General features: G+C 45.6%; 18 protein-coding genes. 7 read left to right on the top strand and 11 right to left on the bottom strand.

Features of this window, described 5'->3' with window-relative positions:
• Positions 1-60 precede the first annotated feature (60 nt).
• From CDO84_RS18325 to CDO84_RS18315, 3 genes are all read left to right on the top strand, one after another.
• Positions 61-720 (top strand): site-2 protease family protein, encoded by a 660-nt coding sequence (locus CDO84_RS18325; RefSeq protein ID WP_040081513.1) that lies wholly within the window; start codon positions 61-63, stop codon positions 718-720.
• 13 nt (positions 721-733) lie between these two features.
• Positions 734-1,252: a YwhD family protein gene (locus tag CDO84_RS18320; protein ID WP_015714898.1), complete on the top strand. Its 519-nt coding sequence runs from the start codon at positions 734-736 to the stop codon at positions 1,250-1,252.
• Between the two features lie 138 nt (positions 1,253-1,390).
• Positions 1,391-1,813, top strand: coding sequence for a hypothetical protein (locus tag CDO84_RS18315; RefSeq protein WP_040081514.1), 423 nt, complete (start codon positions 1,391-1,393; stop codon positions 1,811-1,813).
• Between the two features lie 27 nt (positions 1,814-1,840).
• On the opposite strand, the gene CDO84_RS18310 is transcribed toward CDO84_RS18315, so the two are convergent.
• Entirely contained in the window at positions 1,841-3,916 is a 2,076-nt protein-coding gene (locus CDO84_RS18310) for a transglycosylase domain-containing protein (RefSeq protein WP_040081515.1), read from the bottom strand.
• A 201-nt stretch (positions 3,917-4,117) separates the two neighbouring features.
• Between CDO84_RS18310 and speE the strand changes: the two genes are divergently transcribed.
• Together speE and speB are read left to right on the top strand one after the other, a co-directional pair.
• Positions 4,118-4,948, top strand: coding sequence for a spermidine synthase (gene speE / locus CDO84_RS18305; RefSeq protein ID WP_003227543.1), 831 nt, complete (start codon positions 4,118-4,120; stop codon positions 4,946-4,948).
• Between the two features lie 60 nt (positions 4,949-5,008).
• A complete protein-coding gene (speB, locus tag CDO84_RS18300) occupies positions 5,009-5,881 on the top strand; it encodes an agmatinase (protein WP_003227545.1) in 873 nt (290 codons plus the stop codon).
• A gap of 31 nt (positions 5,882-5,912) precedes the next feature.
• Here the strand turns inward: speB and CDO84_RS18295 are convergent, their stop codons facing one another.
• The 3 genes from CDO84_RS18295 to rapF all read right to left on the bottom strand — a co-directional run bounded on the left by CDO84_RS18295 (position 5,913) and on the right by rapF (position 7,732).
• Positions 5,913-6,386 (bottom strand): YbaK/EbsC family protein, encoded by a 474-nt coding sequence (locus CDO84_RS18295; RefSeq protein ID WP_040081516.1) that lies wholly within the window; start codon positions 6,384-6,386, stop codon positions 5,913-5,915.
• Between the two features lie 97 nt (positions 6,387-6,483).
• Positions 6,484-6,603, bottom strand: coding sequence for a phosphatase RapF inhibitor PhrF (gene phrF, locus CDO84_RS18290; RefSeq protein ID WP_003222023.1), 120 nt, complete (start codon positions 6,601-6,603; stop codon positions 6,484-6,486).
• On the bottom strand, positions 6,587-7,732 hold the full coding sequence (rapF, locus tag CDO84_RS18285; RefSeq protein WP_040081517.1) for a response regulator aspartate phosphatase RapF: 1,146 nt from the start codon (positions 7,730-7,732) through the stop codon (positions 6,587-6,589). The genes phrF and rapF overlap by 17 nt, the downstream gene beginning before the upstream one ends.
• A gap of 229 nt (positions 7,733-7,961) precedes the next feature.
• On the opposite strand from rapF, the gene CDO84_RS18275 reads away from it, so the two are divergent.
• The gene (locus CDO84_RS18275) at positions 7,962-9,311 is read left to right on the top strand and encodes a YncE family protein (RefSeq protein ID WP_040081518.1); all 1,350 of its coding nucleotides are present in this window, start codon (positions 7,962-7,964) and stop codon (positions 9,309-9,311) included.
• Positions 9,312-9,350: 39 nt separating this feature from the next.
• Positions 9,351-10,727: a YncE family protein gene (locus CDO84_RS18270; protein WP_040081519.1), complete on the top strand. Its 1,377-nt coding sequence runs from the start codon at positions 9,351-9,353 to the stop codon at positions 10,725-10,727.
• Positions 10,728-10,732: 5 nt separating this feature from the next.
• Here CDO84_RS18270 and CDO84_RS18265 read toward each other — a convergent pair whose 3' ends face one another.
• Genes CDO84_RS18265 through albA form a run of 7 tightly spaced genes read right to left on the bottom strand, consistent with a single transcriptional unit; the run spans position 10,733 to position 17,405 of the window.
• Positions 10,733-11,434, bottom strand: coding sequence for a hypothetical protein (locus CDO84_RS18265; RefSeq protein ID WP_040081520.1), 702 nt, complete (start codon positions 11,432-11,434; stop codon positions 10,733-10,735).
• Complete coding sequence (locus CDO84_RS18260) at positions 11,431-12,711, bottom strand: M16 family metallopeptidase (RefSeq protein WP_040081521.1); 1,281 nt, start codon at positions 12,709-12,711, stop codon at positions 11,431-11,433. The genes CDO84_RS18265 and CDO84_RS18260 overlap by 4 nt, the downstream gene beginning before the upstream one ends.
• 4 nt (positions 12,712-12,715) lie before the next feature.
• Positions 12,716-13,876: an antilisterial bacteriocin subtilosin biosynthesis protein AlbE gene (albE, locus tag CDO84_RS18255; RefSeq protein ID WP_082032965.1), complete on the bottom strand. Its 1,161-nt coding sequence runs from the start codon at positions 13,874-13,876 to the stop codon at positions 12,716-12,718.
• The gene (locus tag CDO84_RS18250; RefSeq protein ID WP_040081523.1) at positions 13,866-15,176 is read right to left on the bottom strand and encodes an antibiotic biosynthesis protein AlbD; all 1,311 of its coding nucleotides are present in this window, start codon (positions 15,174-15,176) and stop codon (positions 13,866-13,868) included. Before CDO84_RS18250 ends, albE begins: the two co-directional genes overlap by 11 nt.
• The gene (locus tag CDO84_RS18245; protein ID WP_040081524.1) at positions 15,169-15,888 is read right to left on the bottom strand and encodes an ATP-binding cassette domain-containing protein; all 720 of its coding nucleotides are present in this window, start codon (positions 15,886-15,888) and stop codon (positions 15,169-15,171) included. The genes CDO84_RS18250 and CDO84_RS18245 overlap by 8 nt, the downstream gene beginning before the upstream one ends.
• Positions 15,885-16,046, bottom strand: coding sequence for an antilisterial bacteriocin subtilosin biosynthesis protein AlbB (gene albB / locus CDO84_RS18240; protein WP_003222006.1), 162 nt, complete (start codon positions 16,044-16,046; stop codon positions 15,885-15,887). The genes CDO84_RS18245 and albB overlap by 4 nt, the downstream gene beginning before the upstream one ends.
• Positions 16,047-16,058: 12 nt before the next feature.
• Positions 16,059-17,405 (bottom strand): subtilosin maturase AlbA, encoded by a 1,347-nt coding sequence (albA, locus tag CDO84_RS18235; protein WP_014665764.1) that lies wholly within the window; start codon positions 17,403-17,405, stop codon positions 16,059-16,061.
• Positions 17,406-17,422: the final 17 nt, after the last annotated feature.

Raw genomic sequence — 17,422 nt, 5'->3', positions numbered from 1 at the left:
CTTCTTATAGTATACTGAATAAAGTAAATTCTTGCATTTTGAGAAAGAGGGATATCTCACTTGGACCGTTTTTTATATTATCCGTTGTCTTTAATGCCATACCTCGTCATCACGCTAATTGTGTCGTTTACAATGCATGAGCTTGCCCATGCTTATGTCGCATACAAATTTGGTGACGATACGGCGAAAAAACAAGGAAGACTGACGCTGAATCCTATTAAGCACCTTGATCCGTTCGGTACCATTTTGATTTTGGTGGCCGGCTTTGGATGGGCGCGTCCCATTCCCGTTAATCGCCGTTTCTTTAAGAAACCCCGGCTTGCCGGTGTGCTCGTATCTATAGCCGGGCCTGTCAGTAACCTGATTCTTGCCTTTATCGGTTTCTTTTTGTTAGTGTTGATGCATGCGTACGGAATGGAAATGCTTGCGGCATTCAGCACGGGATTGGATCAGTTTTTTTCTATTTGGATACAGCTGAATCTTGTCTTGTTTTTATTTAATCTGCTGCCGCTTCCTCCGCTCGATGGCTATCGAATTATAGAAGATCTCGTTCCGCCGAGCGTGCGTGCCAAAATGACGCAAGCGGAGAACTACGGCTTTATCGTGTTTTTGGTTCTGTTTGTGACACCGCTCGGATCTTATGTGCTGTGGCCGCTGCTTAATGCAGGAAGAGATTCGATTTTAAAGCTGTTTTCAGCGATATTTCAACCGCTTTTGTAGGAGGTAGAACTTCATGGAAGAAAAAAAGAAAAAATCAATCGGGTTTAATATTATCAAAAGTGATCCGACAGACGGACACGGCGGTTTTGGCGTAGGGGCACTCAGCCTTGATAACATTTCTCCCGTGTTCGTCGATGTAGAGGAAAAAGAAGCGTTCGTAGACATCGGTGCCATGCATGCCCGCAGCACCGTTGAAAAAGGAATTAAATTTCTCCCGAATAAAGAAGAAGTTCCAAACGGCAAACCATACTGGCTTGTGTGGGTGACGATTGACAGAAGAGAAGAGGGCCCTTATTACGCAGGGGTAACAGCCTGTGAAATGACGGTCGACAGGAGCATCAGAAGAGGCTACAAGTCACTGCCTGAGCATGTGAATCTGATGGATAAATCCATGAAACGGAAAATCATCGTCGATAAAATGGACGACAGCTCGAAGCGTGTACTAGGCGAATTTCTGAAAAAGCATGATCAGGGCCTATGGGACCGTTCCTCAGATGAGTTAAAAACGAGCCTGCTTCCGGAAGACAATTAATTTGTGAATTTTCTGTGAACTTTTAGAATATTTGAGATATTTTTCGTGAACATTGAGTAAACTGGTGATACAGAAATAGGACATGGAAAATCCCGAGCCGAAACAAGACTCGGGGTTTTTCATTTTTAGGGGGATATGATGTACGAAACCATTCGAGTCGGCGACTGGTTGATAAAAGCCGACGTAGAAGAAACGAGAAAGCAGTATGAGAAAGAAATTGATATGTGTGAGTGTCTGCTCTGTCAAAATTACAGGGAAGTGATGAAAACACTGCCGCCTGATAAGGTGCGGATTTTTGAAGATTTAGGTCTTCAGCCGTCAGTTTGTCCGGATATTAATGAATTTGGCCCTGAGGGTGACCGACATCTTTATGTGGTCAGCTATTTTATTGTCGGACGTATTATAGAAGGGAAAAAAGAATGGGACCCGGACCGTAACTGGACGATATCATTTGAATTGCCGAGAGATGGTCACTTTATTCCCGATGGATTCCCGAAACCGGTTGTTCAGCTCGATTGCATCACAATGCTTCCATGGATTATGAACGAACCATACGAATAACCCGGCCTCCGAGAAGCCGGGTTATTTTCAATGATTTCGCCCCAGCCATTTGTCCCACCATTTTTTCTCGGAAGCGGGCTTTTCTTTGGCTGGAAGCCGGTCTTTTGTTTGTTTTGCGGGTTCTGCCCCGTAGCACACGTTTGATGGTTCTGTGCCTTTCACAAAATATGTGTAATGCTTTGCGGCGCAGCCGGGACCTGATGAGTAGCCTGTCTTTGGATCAATGTATACGCCGGTTACGCCTTTTGGCGGCTTGAACGCGGTTTCCGGATCGCCCTTGAGCGCGTTCTCCATGAAGTCCGCCCAAATGGTTTTAGCATAGCTTTTTTCTTCGACCGAGTCGATGGTGCTGTTTTTGTCATAACCAGTCCAAACACCCGCGGCCAACTTCGGATTGAAGCCGATCATCCAGCTGTCTGCGCTGGTGGTTCCTGATTTTCCGGCATACGTTCTTGTCAGGCGGTTGGCTATCGTTCGTCCGGTTACCGATGTATATCCGTTTAAATCGGTATCAAACATGCCTGTCATCATACTCGCCGTGACAAAAGCGGCTTTTTCATCAAGAACTTGTTTATGCTGACTCGGGTTTTCGTACAGCACATGGCCCGCCGCGTCCGTAACTCGCGAAATAAAAGTCGGTTCGATTTTCTTTCCGCCGTTTGCGAGCATGGCATAGGCGTTGACCATCTCAATCGGGCGCACAGGTTCAGTGCCGAGTGCCAGGGACGGCAGTGCTTGAAGATGGGCGGTAATGCCGAATTCCTTTGCGGCCTTTACGAGTTTGTTCGTGCCGAGAAAAAGATGCGTTTTCACAGCGTAAATGTTGTCGGAAAGCGCCAGCGCCTGCAGAAGCGTAATCGGCTTGTTGGCGTAGTATCCGTTATAGTTACTTGGAGAATAGGTTTCTCCCTTTGCATCAATTTGAAACTCGGTTTCTTCGCTTTTCATCAAAGTGACTGGCGTAAATCCGCTTTGAATCGCTTTATAATACAGCAATGGCTTGATCGTCGAAGCAGGCTGGCGCTTCGCCTGTGTCGTCCGGTCAAACGGGCTTTTTTGATAATCCCTGCCGCCGACAAGGGCGAGAACGTTTCCGGTGCGGGGATCAATGGCTGAAAATCCGACTTGAATGTCAGAGCCCGCGTTAACCGTTTTGGTAATGGTCTCCTCGGCGATGCGCTGCATCCGTTTATCCACCGTTGTATAGACGTTTAACCCGCTCGTTTCAATTTGCTCCCGCGTCATGCCAAGCTTTTTCTCCAGCTCTCTCATCGCATTGTCATAGAAATAAGGGGCCTTTCTCTTGGAAACTTGTTTATTCAAAGGCTGATAGGAAAGAGGTTCCTTGATCAGTTCATCCGCTTTCTTTTGGCTGATCATCTGCTGCTTTTCCATCATCCGCACAATCGTTTTCTGGCGTTCCTTGGCCTTCGTCTCATTGACATACGGTGAATAGCCGGAAGGGCCTTTCGGGATTCCTGCCAAAAGCGCTGCCTCCGCATCCGTCAGGTTTTTGGCATGCTTGCCGAAATACAGGCGGGAAGCGGCTTCAATGCCGTAGGCGCCATGACCGTAGTAAATCGTATTTAAATAGCCTTCTAATATCTCGTCCTTAGAATAGTTTTGTTCCAGACGGATCGTGTAGAATGCCTCATTCCATTTCCGTTTCCACGTTTTGTCGTGTTCAAGGTATAAGTTTCTCGCATATTGCTGGGTGATGGTGCTTGCACCCTGAACCTTGGCAAATGCTTTCAGATCAGCAAGCGCCGCGCCTGCCATGCGTTTATAATCAAAGCCGTGATGATCGTAGAAATTCTGGTCTTCAATCGCCACTGTCGCTTTTACGATCGTCGGATTCATGTCCTTTAAGGGGACCCAATAGCGCTTTTCGCCATAGTTCGTTTCCCCGAGCTTTGATCCGTCACTCGCATACAAAATCGTGGATTGCGGCACCTGCACCGAGGGAGCGCCCTGGTATTTGGCTATCAAAATGACAGTCATAAACACGGCGGCTGCCGCAAAGGCCGCAAAAGCCCCTAAAAAGATAAAGGCGCGAACGGTTTTCAGCGTCAGTCTCAGCCGTTTATTTGTCATTGCATCCACAACGGGTTCCCCCTTTTTTTATGTTTCTACTATTATGAGGAAAAAAGATCGTTTTTAAACATTGCTGAACAGGACGCATCTTTACTTTTTTCCCGCCATCCTCTATACTTTTTCCTTAGGTGAAAATGAGATTTCAACCGAGAATAAAAGCTGATTAGACGCTTACAATAAATGAATACAGCCTGGAAAGGGAGATGACAATTGAGCGAACTTTGGTACACAGAGAAGCAGACGAAAAACTTTGGCATTACGATGAAGGTTAACAAAACGTTACATACAGAACAAACGGAGTTTCAGCATTTAGAAATGGTGGAAACAGAAGAGTTCGGCAACATGCTGTTTTTGGACGGCATGGTGATGACATCTGAAAAAGACGAATTCGTCTATCATGAAATGGTGGCGCATGTGCCATTATTCACGCACCCAAATCCGGAGCACGTTCTGGTAGTCGGCGGCGGTGACGGCGGCGTTATCAGAGAAATCCTGAAGCATCCAAGCGTAAAAAAAGCGACACTTGTAGATATTGACGGCAAGGTGATCGAATACTCTAAAAAGTTCCTTCCTTCTATCGCAGGCAAACTGGATGATCCGCGCGTTGACGTGCAGGTAGATGACGGATTTATGCACATTGCAAAATCTGAAAATCAATACGACGTCATCATGGTAGATTCAACTGAACCAGTCGGACCGGCTGTAAACCTGTTTACAAAAGGATTCTACGCAGGAATCGCGAAAGCGCTGAAAGAGGACGGTATTTTTGTCGCACAGACGGACAACCCATGGTTTACACCGGAATTAATCACAAATGTACAGCGCGACGTGAAGGAAATCTTCCCGATTACGAAGCTGTATACGGCGAACATTCCGACATATCCAAGCGGTCTGTGGACATTTACAATCGGCTCCAAAAAATATGATCCGCTTGCAGTGGAAGACAGCCGTTTCTTCGATATTGAGACAAAATATTACACAAAAGATATTCATAAAGCGGCGTTTGTACTGCCGAAATTTGTGAGTGACCTGATTAAATAATGATGGTATGGCGCAGGAGCGAATCTTGCGCTTTTTTACAGGAAAGCGAGGGTATTATAGATGAGATTTGATGAAGCTTATTCAGGAAAAGTATTTATCGCGAGCCGTCCCGAGTGGGAAGAGGCGGACGCCATTCTTTACGGCATGCCAATGGACTGGACAGTCAGCTATCGCCCGGGCTCACGCTTTGGCCCAAGCAGAATCCGTGAGGTATCAATCGGCCTTGAAGAATACAGCCCATATTTAGATCGTGATCTGGCTGATTTGAACTTTTTTGACGCCGGCGACATTCCGCTGCCGTTCGGTAATCCGCAGCGAAGCTTGGATATGATTGAAGAGTACGTGGACAGCATTTTAGAAAAAGGGAAGTTCCCAATGGGTATGGGCGGGGAGCACCTCGTGTCATGGCCTGTCATTAAAGCGATGTACAAGAAATACCCAGATCTTGCGATTATCCATTTTGATGCACATACAGATCTTCGCGTTGATTATGAGGGAGAGCCGCTTTCTCACTCTACGCCGATCCGCAAAGCGGCAGAATTGATCGGACCGCACAATGTGTATTCATTCGGAATCCGTTCCGGCATGAAGGAAGAGTTTGAATGGGCGAAGGAAAACGGCATGCACATCTCAAAATTTGAAGTGCTTGAACCGCTGAAAGAAGTGCTTCCGAAGCTCGCGGGCCGTCCGGTTTATGTCACAATCGACATTGACGTATTAGACCCTGCCCACGCACCAGGAACAGGAACGGTTGACGCCGGCGGCATCACGTCTAAAGAACTGCTTGCATCCGTCCATGAAATCGCGCGTTCAGAGGTAAATGTAAAGGGCGCTGACTTAGTGGAAGTCGCACCGGTTTATGACCACTCAGAGCAAACGGCAAACACAGCCAGCAAAATCATCCGTGAGATGCTGCTTGGGTTTGTGAAATAGGTAAACATCCAGACGATGTCTGGATGTTTTTTTATTCCCAGCCTTTACAAACATCAATCCATGCTTTTGAGAAAGAAAATTCGGATAATTCTTCCGTTGTTAATTCAATAGCGGAGTTTCTGCTGCCGCAAGCCGGGAAAACAGTCTCAAACCGTTTCAGCGATACATCTAGATAAACCTCAAGATCATAAGCCAACCCAAACGGGCAAACACCTCCAATTTCATGGCCTGTCTGCTCCAGCACCTCATCAGGAGAGAGCATTCTTGCTTTAAAGCCAAATGTTTGCCTGAACGTTTTGTTGTCGATCTTGGCATCTCCGGCTGCCACAATCAGAATCGCCTGATCTCCTTCCCCTCTGAAGGACAGGGTTTTGGCGATTCTAGCCGGGCTCACGCCGATCGTCTCAGCTGCTTGTTCAACTGTCGCGCTCGATGTTTCGAACTCCATCACATCATTTTCTCGATTCCACTGTGTAAAGTGGGTTTTCACACTTTCCAGAGACATACTGTATTGCCATCCTCTTCAAGATTATTGAAAGAATCATAGCATGGATTGGGAGGATGGGTAAAGAGGGGACAAAAAAACCGCCGATGGACGGCGGTTAAATCATTCCTCGTTGTGCAACTTCAATTTGGTGTGTAGGTGCATTTGCAATATTCGTTGCGATGAAAACAGTACTTAGGGCCAGACAAGAGAGTAATAGTTTAGACTTCAATTTCATACAATCTCACTCCTCCTTGAATAAGTTGCCTTACTTGTTCCACCTTCAAGAAATAAGCAGAAGCTTTTTGAAAATTTTCACGTTCGTGATAATATTTTGCCACATCAAGAGCGAAATCTTCAAGATCGGCATACAACATTTTACTTTCGAGGAAATCAAAGAACCTTTGAATTGCTTCTTCATCAGGGCCTGATAAGTATAAAGATTTCAAAAATTCAAACTCTGATAAATAGATTGAATCCCCGGCCTCTTGAGAATAAGCTATTCCCTTACTATGATATGCATGGGCTTTATCCATTTTTCCCAATTTATAATGAATTTGTGTAATCAAAAAATAGGCTTGGGGCAGGGAAGGAAGAATATTAGATTCCTCAAAAACAGCTATTGCTCTTTTGAAATATGTTACGGCATCCTCATATTGGCTTTGGCTGTTTTTACAAAGCCCGATATTGTACAAGGTTCTCCCCATCAATTGGGGCTGATTCTCAGCTTCCGCCATAGAGTAAGCTTTTTTAAAATGTGATATGGCATCCTCATATTGTTTCAGATCTAAGAAATTAGTAGCAAATAAAGAGTGACACTGAAGCAACCTTATATTATACGCTTCATGTTCTTTGTATATTTCATATGCCTGCCGTGCATAGTCCATTGAAAAATACGTTTGTTTCATGTAGTAATAAGACTCAGACATCTTAAAGAAAAACTCAGCTTTCTCTATCCGATCCTTAACGAATATCAGCTTGCTTTCAGCCTTCTTGAAAAATTTAATAGCAGACAGATATTCCCGCTGGTCCAGTTCATACATGCCCCTGAAGAAATTAAAGTAATAATCAAGGACTCCAGTTAAACGAGCCTGTTTTTTATCAATCTCAAGCAGCAGATCAGACAGTCTTGGCTGTTCCTCAATCCTCATTTTTTCTAACGGTTCAAGGTACTCAAGCATCAGGTTGTGCCGGAATTCCATCAGTGAATAGTACAAATGAAGATCTTGGTCTTCTTCCATATGATCCAGCTCTTGCTTGATTTCTCGTCGCAAATATTCTGCATCGGGTATGCTGAATCGGCGTATGTACATATACCATTCGTTAATCTTTTCTCCGATGGAAGAAGAAGATATGACACCTGTCACGTTTGCAAATCCCTCCCTTCATTATTCTATATATGTCATATTTTATCATCTTCATTCTTGTGAGAAGCGCAAAAAAACCGCAATGTTTTCTTTCGTTACACCGCATATCAGAGGGAATTTTTTCAAAAAACCGCTTTTACCCTCGGCAATTTGTACAAGCAAACAGATTCACCTTCCATATTCTGTTATATCTGCGTGAGCAGTGTATGTCTGAAAAGGAAGTGAAGATATGAGAAAAAACAAGCTTTCCTTTAAAGAAAAAGCAGAAGCCGCACAAGAAGAATGTTTATGTTTTTGTGAGGAAGAAGCAAGCCGCGAGGCCATGTTTCAAGCACCGATTGAATTACCTGAAGGGTTTGTCGTTGATCCGGCTGAAGCTGTTGCAAGTGTCACGTGGAATGCGGACAGCCTTTCCTGTGTCAGTGAACGATGCTTAATTCAAACGGGGCCTGAGCCTGATGAGGTCGGTGTTCAATTTGCAGTGCGCCTGCAGGGAACCGTTACGCTTCTTGTCAGTGTCTCACCTGTGCGAAATCAATATGGACAAGGGGATGGGGCTGTTTCCGTCATTCACAATGCAGAGATCGATCAAGTCGTCTATTATTCCGATGAACCGGAAGATTGCCCGGATATCAGTGACATTACGATCGAAAACCTTGTTGTTGTTCCGCCCTTTTACGGCAGTCCTTTATCGGTGACGGGGACGATTGTGCTTGTACCGGAGCCTGTTTATGCGTTTACAGCGAATCCAAATGATCAATCAGTTTCTGTGATTGATACAAACACTCATGCCGTTGTGACAACGATTGCTCTTCCATATAGGCCGACAGATATTGAAGTGACCCCGGATAAAAGCGCTGTGTTTGTTTTGCACTTCAACAACAATGTGATTTCTGTCATCGATTATGACACATTAACAGTGACAGCATCCATAATGCTGGATCAGCCGCCTCGATCGATCAAATGTATCCCTAATCATGAGTTTGCTTATGTTTTCGCCGGTACTGCAATTTATGTGATTGGAATTGATACGCTGGCTGTTGATAGGTCGATTCCTGTAGAAGGGTTTGATGTTGCAATCGACCCCAATGGGTTATTCGCCTATGTTCTTAATTTTGGTTTAGTGCAAAAAGTGGACCTATTCACTGGTGAAGTCATAGGAACGATTGAACGAGATCTTATCGTATCATCCATAGAAACAGATTCTCTGGAGAGGTATGCGTATGTGTTAGAACAAGAATTCTTATTCAATTATTTGACGGTTATTGATCTAAATACGTTTACGATCAGCATTACCCAAGAACTGGAGCCTGACGGCCAATATGCAATGTTTACGAGTGGATCAGAGGTGTATTTACATGACAGCTTCACTGGCAATTTGTATTCTGTCAGTCCGAATGGAGCAGGCGTTATAGGAAATATTCCGCAATCGGCAAGAGACTTTGCGTTTACTCCGAATGGCGAATTTCTGTATGCAACCCATTTTTTAGAGCAGAACATCACTGTTTACAACACGGATGATTATTCTGTGGAAACTATCATATCTCTTGGGGTTTCACCGGGAGCTATTGCGATCTAATCAACTGAATGCTGTGCATTTCTAAAAGGACGTGAAATCATGAAAAAGAATGATCTTTCTGCTTTACAGGAAAATTGTTTCTGTTTTTGTGATGAGGAAATCGGCCGGGAAGTGCCGTTTCAAGTGCCTATAGATATCCCTGAGGGCTTTAAGGTTGATTCGGCTGAAGCGTCAGCGGCTGTTACATGGAGTACAGACAATTTGTCCTGCACCAGTGAGCCTTGCTTAATCAAGACTGGGCCTGAAACAGAAGATATCGGTGTTCGATATGCTGTGAGAGTACAAGGGACCGTTACTCTTCTTGTCAGTGTGTCGCCTGTGCGAAATCAATATGGACAAGGCAATGGGGCGGTTTCTGTGATTCATTCTGAAGAGATTGACCAAGTTGTTTATTATGCAGCGCAGGCTGGCCGCTGTCCTGATTTTAGTCAAATAACAGTGGAAGACCTTCTCATTGTACCGCCTTTCTACGGCAGTCCGCTTACGGTGACCGGTACACTTGTTTTACCGCCATCACCAGACCCTCAATCATATGTGTTTACTGCTAATACTGGAGACAGCACGGTTTCGGTTATTGATGCAGATTTAAACACGGTAGTAAAAACAATCCCTTTTTCTGACGTGCCAACTAATCTAGGCGTTACTTTCGATAAAGCATTCACGTATGTCCTCCATGGGAATACCAACCTTGTCTCAGTGATTGATAATAAAACATTGAGTATCATAAATACCATTACTGTTGGAGGAGGGCCGAGAAAGATCGAATTTGATTCAACAGATGAGTTCGCGTACGTGATGGCCGCCGGATCTATATATATGATTAACATAGCCTCTCAATCGGTCATTGATGTCATTCCGATACCCGGCGCGTTAGACTTTGCTCTTGATCCGGATGGACAGTATGTCTATACCGCTAATGCAATCAGTTGGTCGGTTGATAAATATGATGTAAGTACAGGTCAGTTGGCAGAAAGTATCATCGATTCATTTGAATTCCCCAGTTTAATTGCAACTCCTTACGCTGGAAATTTTGCGTACGTGTTGAATGGCGAGCTGTGGCCGAAAGGTGTAACGGAGATCAGTCTGTCACCATTAAGCAGGGGAAGCGACTTTAACCGTTTATTTGAAACTCTGAGAACGATTGTATTTTCTTTGGACAGCACTAGAGCTTATTTTCTAGAGCCTTATAGTGAACCGTTTCTCATAAAAAACTTATACGTAGTTAATACGGCTAGACAGAGGATCATTGCAAACGTGTCTCTGCCCGGCGCCTTTGACCTCGCCGTAACGCCGGACAATCAGTATATTTATGCGGCACAGCCCAACGACAATGCTGTGACCGTGTACCGCACGAGCGATTATACAGCTGTGACGGTGATTCCGGTTGGCGCGGGTCCGTCTGCGATTGCAATGTAGAAGCTTTATAGTTCGAAAGAAGCGGGGCGGCGATCAGAGATGTGCTTATATATTGATGATCCGATCTGCTGGATCGCCGCTACGATGATCAGAAACAGCAGTTCACTTATAGTGAAACTGAGCATCCACCATATCCCGGCTGCTGCAAGCGCTCCCGCAAACATTTTTCTGAACAGGCTGCCGTGCTGCAAAAGCTGCAGCAAATACGTTCGCATGCAAAACAATAAATACAAGATCAGTAACAGCGCAAGCCCCATTGAAACGGCAGGGGGCGTGTAAAGGCGGAAAGGGACGGCTTTGACGATTTCAAACATGCAGCCGAATATGACGACTTGGCATAATACAGCAGCCATCACGTATGTTTGGCGGACGTTTTTATAGCTGTCACGCAGCGATTTGACGTCTTCTGCATAGCGGCTGCACAGGTTGTGTTGCTGAAAGTCACAGCAGCTTTGATGAGACTGTGTGAGTTTCTGAAAAGCTGCTGTCATGTTTTTCACGGATTGGGTGACATAGTGAAGATAGAGAAAAGCAGGCAGCATCAGGACGGCGGCGGTACAAGCCAGCAGTCCGAGCCGCACGGCATCACTGTTGATCATCTGTACATATTGGGCGGCGGATTCGGCGGCGGCCTGAACCCAGCCGAAGGAATAAGCCGCCATACCGACAAGCAGCAATAACAAGGTAAAGACAGTGCTTTTTCTCATTGTTTGATCGCCTCTTTCTGGGAAACATGAATGATCGCTTTGTTAGAAGATGCCAATGCATCAATGAGAGACATGAAAATCTGCGTATCCATATCTTGAATGATGTGGTACATGTCAAGAAACGAGCAATCGCTCCTGTCACACTCGGCCGCCCATTCGAAGCATTTACGCACATAATCGCTGTCATAAATGATCGCGTCCGTCAAAGAGTTCTTGCCGTATTGAAGCCAGGACGCAACCTGTTCTTTCTGCTGCGTGACGTAGTATGATGCGACATCAATATAAGCTGAAGAATGGGTCCCTTGACTGTGAAGGATCAAGAAACCGCCATCCTCATATATATGTGTCTCGGCTGACAAGCGATCGATTTCCAGGCGATACGTTTGCTGAATTTCTTGAAAAAACGGTGAATCTAATTGAAATAGAATACGAGACGCGATATCCCAATAAAGCTTTACGGTCAACAGATCGTTTTGCCCGGGAAGTGCGCCGATCTGTAATCCGGTCCATGTATCTTCCATCCGCTCCTCATCACCCAGCACCATTTTTTGTGAAAGGGGTGGAGGGCACGCCGGGATGATTTTCTTTTTAGCTTGATCATGCGGACGCTTCTGCAGCTGAAGGTGAGGAGGTAAAAGCATTTCCGTATCTTCTGAACCCCCAATCAAAAACAGCGTCATCCGATGGGCTTTGTAGGCGGCTTTGTAGGCTTTTTGTAAATCACCGATGCTCAGCGCGTTAATATCCTCGATTCTGCCTGCGGGGAAAACGGCTGCAGGTGAGGCGGGAGAAAGCATGCTGATCAGCTGATAATGATATGAGAGCTGATGGTTAAGGTGTGCTGTTTGAATTTCGCTTGTAATCACAGCTTTTTCCTGAGCGACAATCTTTTTGTCAAATGAGTGGTTCCATAAAGCATCGAGCAGGATGGGGATCGTTTGTCTGAGCCGATCCGGTAATGAGGTAAACATGAAATTGGTATCGGTGTAGGTAGTGAATGCGTTTAAAAGCGCGCCATGCGCAAAAAAATCATTGTACAGGTTGCGGCCATTATGCCAGAAGAGAAGGTGCTCTAAAAAATGCGCTGTGCCATACGGGAGCAGCGTGTCGCCGGATTCTGCCTGTAAGCAGACATCGCGGCTTCCGAAATCGATTTTCACATTGCACAGCCGCAGATGGGCGCGGGGAAATTTTAATCTGAATATTTTCAGCCCGCTTTCTGTGTATTTGATATCGGTTCGTTCATCCAGCTGTTGAAAAAAGGCTTTCTTTTCCATCTCTTCATCCCCTTACTACATGAGCTCCGATATAATTGATAGTCGCTATGAATTGCAATACATCACGGCATGTTACCGCTGAGATGCCATCCAGCAAGGCTTCTTTCGTGCAGGAGAAGCGGCGAAGAATCCCCATATAGGCCAACAGACCTTCGGGAGAATCGAATTGCAGCAGCATTTCATTCCGTAAAAATTGCTTTGCCTGTTCCAGTTCCCGCTCATTCGTTTGAAAAGCTGAGACAGCTTCCAAAACGCGCGGAGGTATATCCTTTTCATGAAGCTGATCCGTACATATAGAAACAAGCAGCAAATTGTTCATGACATCGTAACGGGTGATGACGTGATAGACTGCCAGATCCTTCTCTCGGAAATGTTTGAATAAAGCGGAATGGCCGTACTTTCCCAGTAGTCCGTCTATCAGCTGGATTTTGATATAATCGCTGGCATCTTTCATTTCTCCGCAATCAAATCCGAGTGTCAAGACGGAAGGGCCTGCAGCGCTGCGTGTCTCTGTTTCAAAAACATGCCGGTTTACGGGTATTCTTCCGGACGTTACAGCGGACGTTTGCGGGGCATGTCCCTGAGCATCACATGCTTGAACTTGTCCCAATATGTTCAGCTGTTTTTGCTGGGACATTAAATCAACGATAAAGTCAGCTGCGTCAAGAAACCGTTTAGGATGAATCGCCTTTATCCTGTCTTTCCGGCCAAACATGCCTGTGCCGTACATCGGGTTTCCGAAGACCTCCTCAGCCAAGCGCGCCGCCGAGTAGGAGAAGGGATCAGTGAATTTCTTTTCGATTCTCAGCAGCAGCTTATTCCTGGCCTTTTCAACGGCTTCGGGTGAAAGGGAAGAAGGGAAAGACATGTCTGCAAAAGTTTTCATTAGGGCGTCAACATGAAGAATCCCGTTATACAATGGGTGAATCAAACGGGTCCCGCAGGTTTTCAGCTGCTGATCAAAAAAGAGATTCGCCGAGTACATGAAACGGCTGCCGGCAGCATAACCGAAAGCGTCAATGATTTGCTCCTTCAGGTATGCGGCGGCGCCGTAAAAATAAATTGTTTCTTCCTCAGGTTCCGCCGCGCTTTCGATCGGTTTCAGAAAGCTCGCGGCGATTGAAATAGTTGAAAATTGATGAGTCTTCAGCAGGTTAACTTCCAAGCCGTTCTCTTTTGCTTGTATCAAAGAAACCACCATCCTGTTTTTGCAGGTAATAGACTATGATCAGACCGGCTATCGGAACGACCGCCAGGGAGACAGCGGTGCCGGCTAATGTGGCTAAGAATAGGGGAAGACAAAACAGATAAGACCGATATTTTGAGAAACCGCTCCATAGCTGCTGCTCCGTCTGCCAGCTGAAAAAGGGCCTTTTTTCATCCGCGGTTAACCTGATAAACGCTCCCGCCAGCAGCAACTCAATGCACTGCAAAAAAGTGAGAGTTGAAATCGGACGGCCGCTGATGAAACCCACAATGATCGCGACAAGGAGAAATCCGCCTGCCAATAGACCGGCATAAAAGCGATATTTTGCCCAAAACATTGTTTTCCGCTTGATCGGAAGCGTGATAAGCAGCATCCGGTCGTTTTTTTCAATCGAATACAAAAGAGCGATCGGTGAGCTGATGAGCAAAAGGGCGGAAATCACGATATAAATCACTTGCTGATTGAAGATGCCGGTGTTCATCATCTGGAACGAAAAGAATCCGCTGAACGCCGCCATCACCGCGTAATTTAACAGCATCGCTTTAGAAGAGATAAATCGGTTCCATTCTCTTTTGTAAAACGAAAATTCAGATCGCCGCAAAAATGAATGCATCTTGCTCTGCTGCGGAGGCGCCTGCAGAAAGACAGGAAAGTCAATGACCACCGCCCACAGGATATGAACCGCGCAAAGCGGGATCGTGGCGGCCGGCATAAAAGCGACGCTGAGGCATACACAGGCGAATATCGCCGCATGCAGCAGAAACATCCAGTTCTTCTTTTTGGCGAAATAGTTGCTTAGCACAATCCCGAAAATAATGGAGTAAACGGTAAAAAACGAAAATCTGCCGAGCCAAAACAATGTTTGCGCCCCTGACAGCGTTCCGTTTCCAAATAAGAACAGCGGTAAAATGAAAAAGAATAATGTTCTTCTCAAACAAGTGTCGACAAACAGAACGACACTCTGGGCAACCCAAAAGCTCCGTGAAGAAATCGGCAGCAGGCAGCTCAGCTTCATATAAGATTCCTTCCATTGAGATGTTACAGAAAGAAACACCATATACGCATTCATCAAGAGAAGTGCGAGTATGATATACGTTTTCCCTAACACCGATTCGTTAATGCCAGCCTGTCGGATCAGCCCGATTTCAAAGACGGCCAGAATGACAAGGCCTGCGGCAATGCGGATGGCATCCTTTTTCCCTTGCCGGCTGTAAAGCTGTTTGAACAGCAAAGACATGATGGAGATTATGCTATTCATGGCCGATCACCTCAAAAAATTCCCGCCGCAGATCGGTCTCCTCTCCAATCGGAATGACCTTTTGGATCTGTTTGTTGTGAAGAATGGCCGCATAATCACAAAATCTTTGCACGACATCAAGCAGATGAGAAGAAAACAAAATGGTTCCGCCTGCCTCACAGTACTCGCGCATTTTCTCATAAAAGACCTCTATCGATTCCACATCCAAACCGACGAGCGGCTCATCCAAAATAAACAGGGGAGCGCGCAGCAATAAGCCTGTCATCAACACAACCTTTTGCCTGTTCCCCAAGGACAGCTCTGAAATTCTCCTGTTGATGTATTTTGAAAAATGAAAGGCCTCGGCCAAACCGGCAAACTGCTGCTCTGAAAAATCCTTTTGGTAAAGCGAATGGACGAAAGACACATAGTCCTTCGCCGTAATTTCTGTAAACAGCAGCGGATAATCGGCGGCGAAGTAACGGTGAATCTTCAGCTGATCTGATGTTTTCTGGGGCATGCCGGCCTCCGCTTCAATTCCGCACAGCGTAAAGCGCCCGCTGAAGTTGCGGTTCACGCCTGTCAGCGTATTAATCAGTGTCGTTTTTCCGGCGCCGTTTACCCCAAGCAGGCCGTAAACGGCGCCTTTTTCTAAATGTAAATCCACTTGTTCTAAGATGACGTTGTCCCGTTCATACCAAACGGATACATCGTGTATATCCAAAATGCTCATCGCGAGTCAGCCTTCCGCGCGCGCATCCCGAATAGAATGGCAATGGCAATGAAAATCAGCGTAAACAGATAATCGCTTTTGACAAAATAGACGACTGCGCCGATGACAAAGATAAATGAAAGGATATACAGTAAAATTCTTCTTTGTGCTGGTGACAAATCGTTTCCCTCCTAAATAAGCTGGACCACGTCTTCTAATTGTTCGTTTTTCGCCCAAGAGCAAATGTTTTTCCGGTGATATTTGTTAGAGTTCAGCCCTTTTAAGTAACAGCCTCCGCAATAGCCGCTGAACGGGCATTTGTCTTTCATGCAATGCTCGCTGAACCGCGGCGCCTGCGCTTGCCACAGTTTATGGACGAGAGGGGAGTTAAAGATGCTTTCATAGGAATCATGAAAAATATTTCCCAATGAAAATTCCTTTGGAAAGAGGGCGCACGGACGTACTTCGCCGAACGGGCTGATCACAATGGACTTCCAGCCAGCGCCGCAATTTGCCGCGCGTTTTCTCTCATAGGGAATAATCGGAATTAAATCTTTAAACTCATCAATTACATTTTGCTCGTATTCCATAAACTTGCGGTGCTGCTCGGCGTCTTTCGTTGGATGGACAATATCCCTGCCTCTTCCGAAATCATCAACCCAATTGTAAGAGAACGCCTTCGCTCCAAGATCCCGAACCTTTTGGGCCATATCGTGGATTTCCCACATGTTTTTTTCGAAGACGGACATGGCGACTCTGACAAATATACCGTGGTCACTCAACAATTTTATCGTTTTACAAGTTTGGGCAAAAGAGCCTTTTCTCCCTCTAAAGGAGTCATGAACTTCGGAATTGACACTATCAAGAGAAATGCCGACGATGATTTTTTGCTTGTAAGTTTTCAAAAGCTCCAAGCTCTCTTTTCGCATGAGTGTTCCGTTTGTTAATACAGCGACTTTTTTGAACTTTTTACACACATAGTCAAGAATCTCATTGGCGTTTGGATGGACAAAAATTTCCCCGCCCGTGATTTCGCATGTCAATACACCGTTATCAAACAGCATATCAGCCGTTTTTTTGAATTGCTCAATCGACACGGTGCCGAGCGCTTCAGGTGAGCTTTCCAAATAACAGTGGGCGCATTTCAAATTACAGCGGTGCGTCAGCTCAAATGTGGCGTGGAGCGGCATTGGAAATTCATTGCTTCCGCTCGTGGTGATTGTATGGCGTTTGGCCCGGTTGCCAAGCTGGATGACCTGCTTGTTTTGGAGCATGTTGAGCATGTCGTAATACCAGTCTTTATGGTCTTCGGGAGATTCATCATACACGGCACATTGCTCAGCTAAAATCTGTTCAGCTGTTTTTTGGCCATCCATGCGCATGCAAAGCTCGTAAGCCGTTTTGTTGAGGTCCAAGTACTCAAAGTCAGAAATGGAGACATTATCGCGCAAGTAGTCGATTTCTAACACGCCACCCTCAGGAAGCTGGTGAACTCTTACACTTTCATTAATAAATGGAAACATCTGCTCTATAAACAAAATACCATCCCCTATAT

This window comes from Bacillus sp. MD-5, assembly GCF_002201875.1.
In the GTDB taxonomy this organism is placed as follows: Bacteria; Bacillota; Bacilli; order Bacillales; family Bacillaceae; genus Bacillus; species Bacillus stercoris.
The sequence above is the reverse complement of the archived record's forward strand: the minus strand, read 5'-3'. Positions and strand labels throughout refer to the sequence as shown.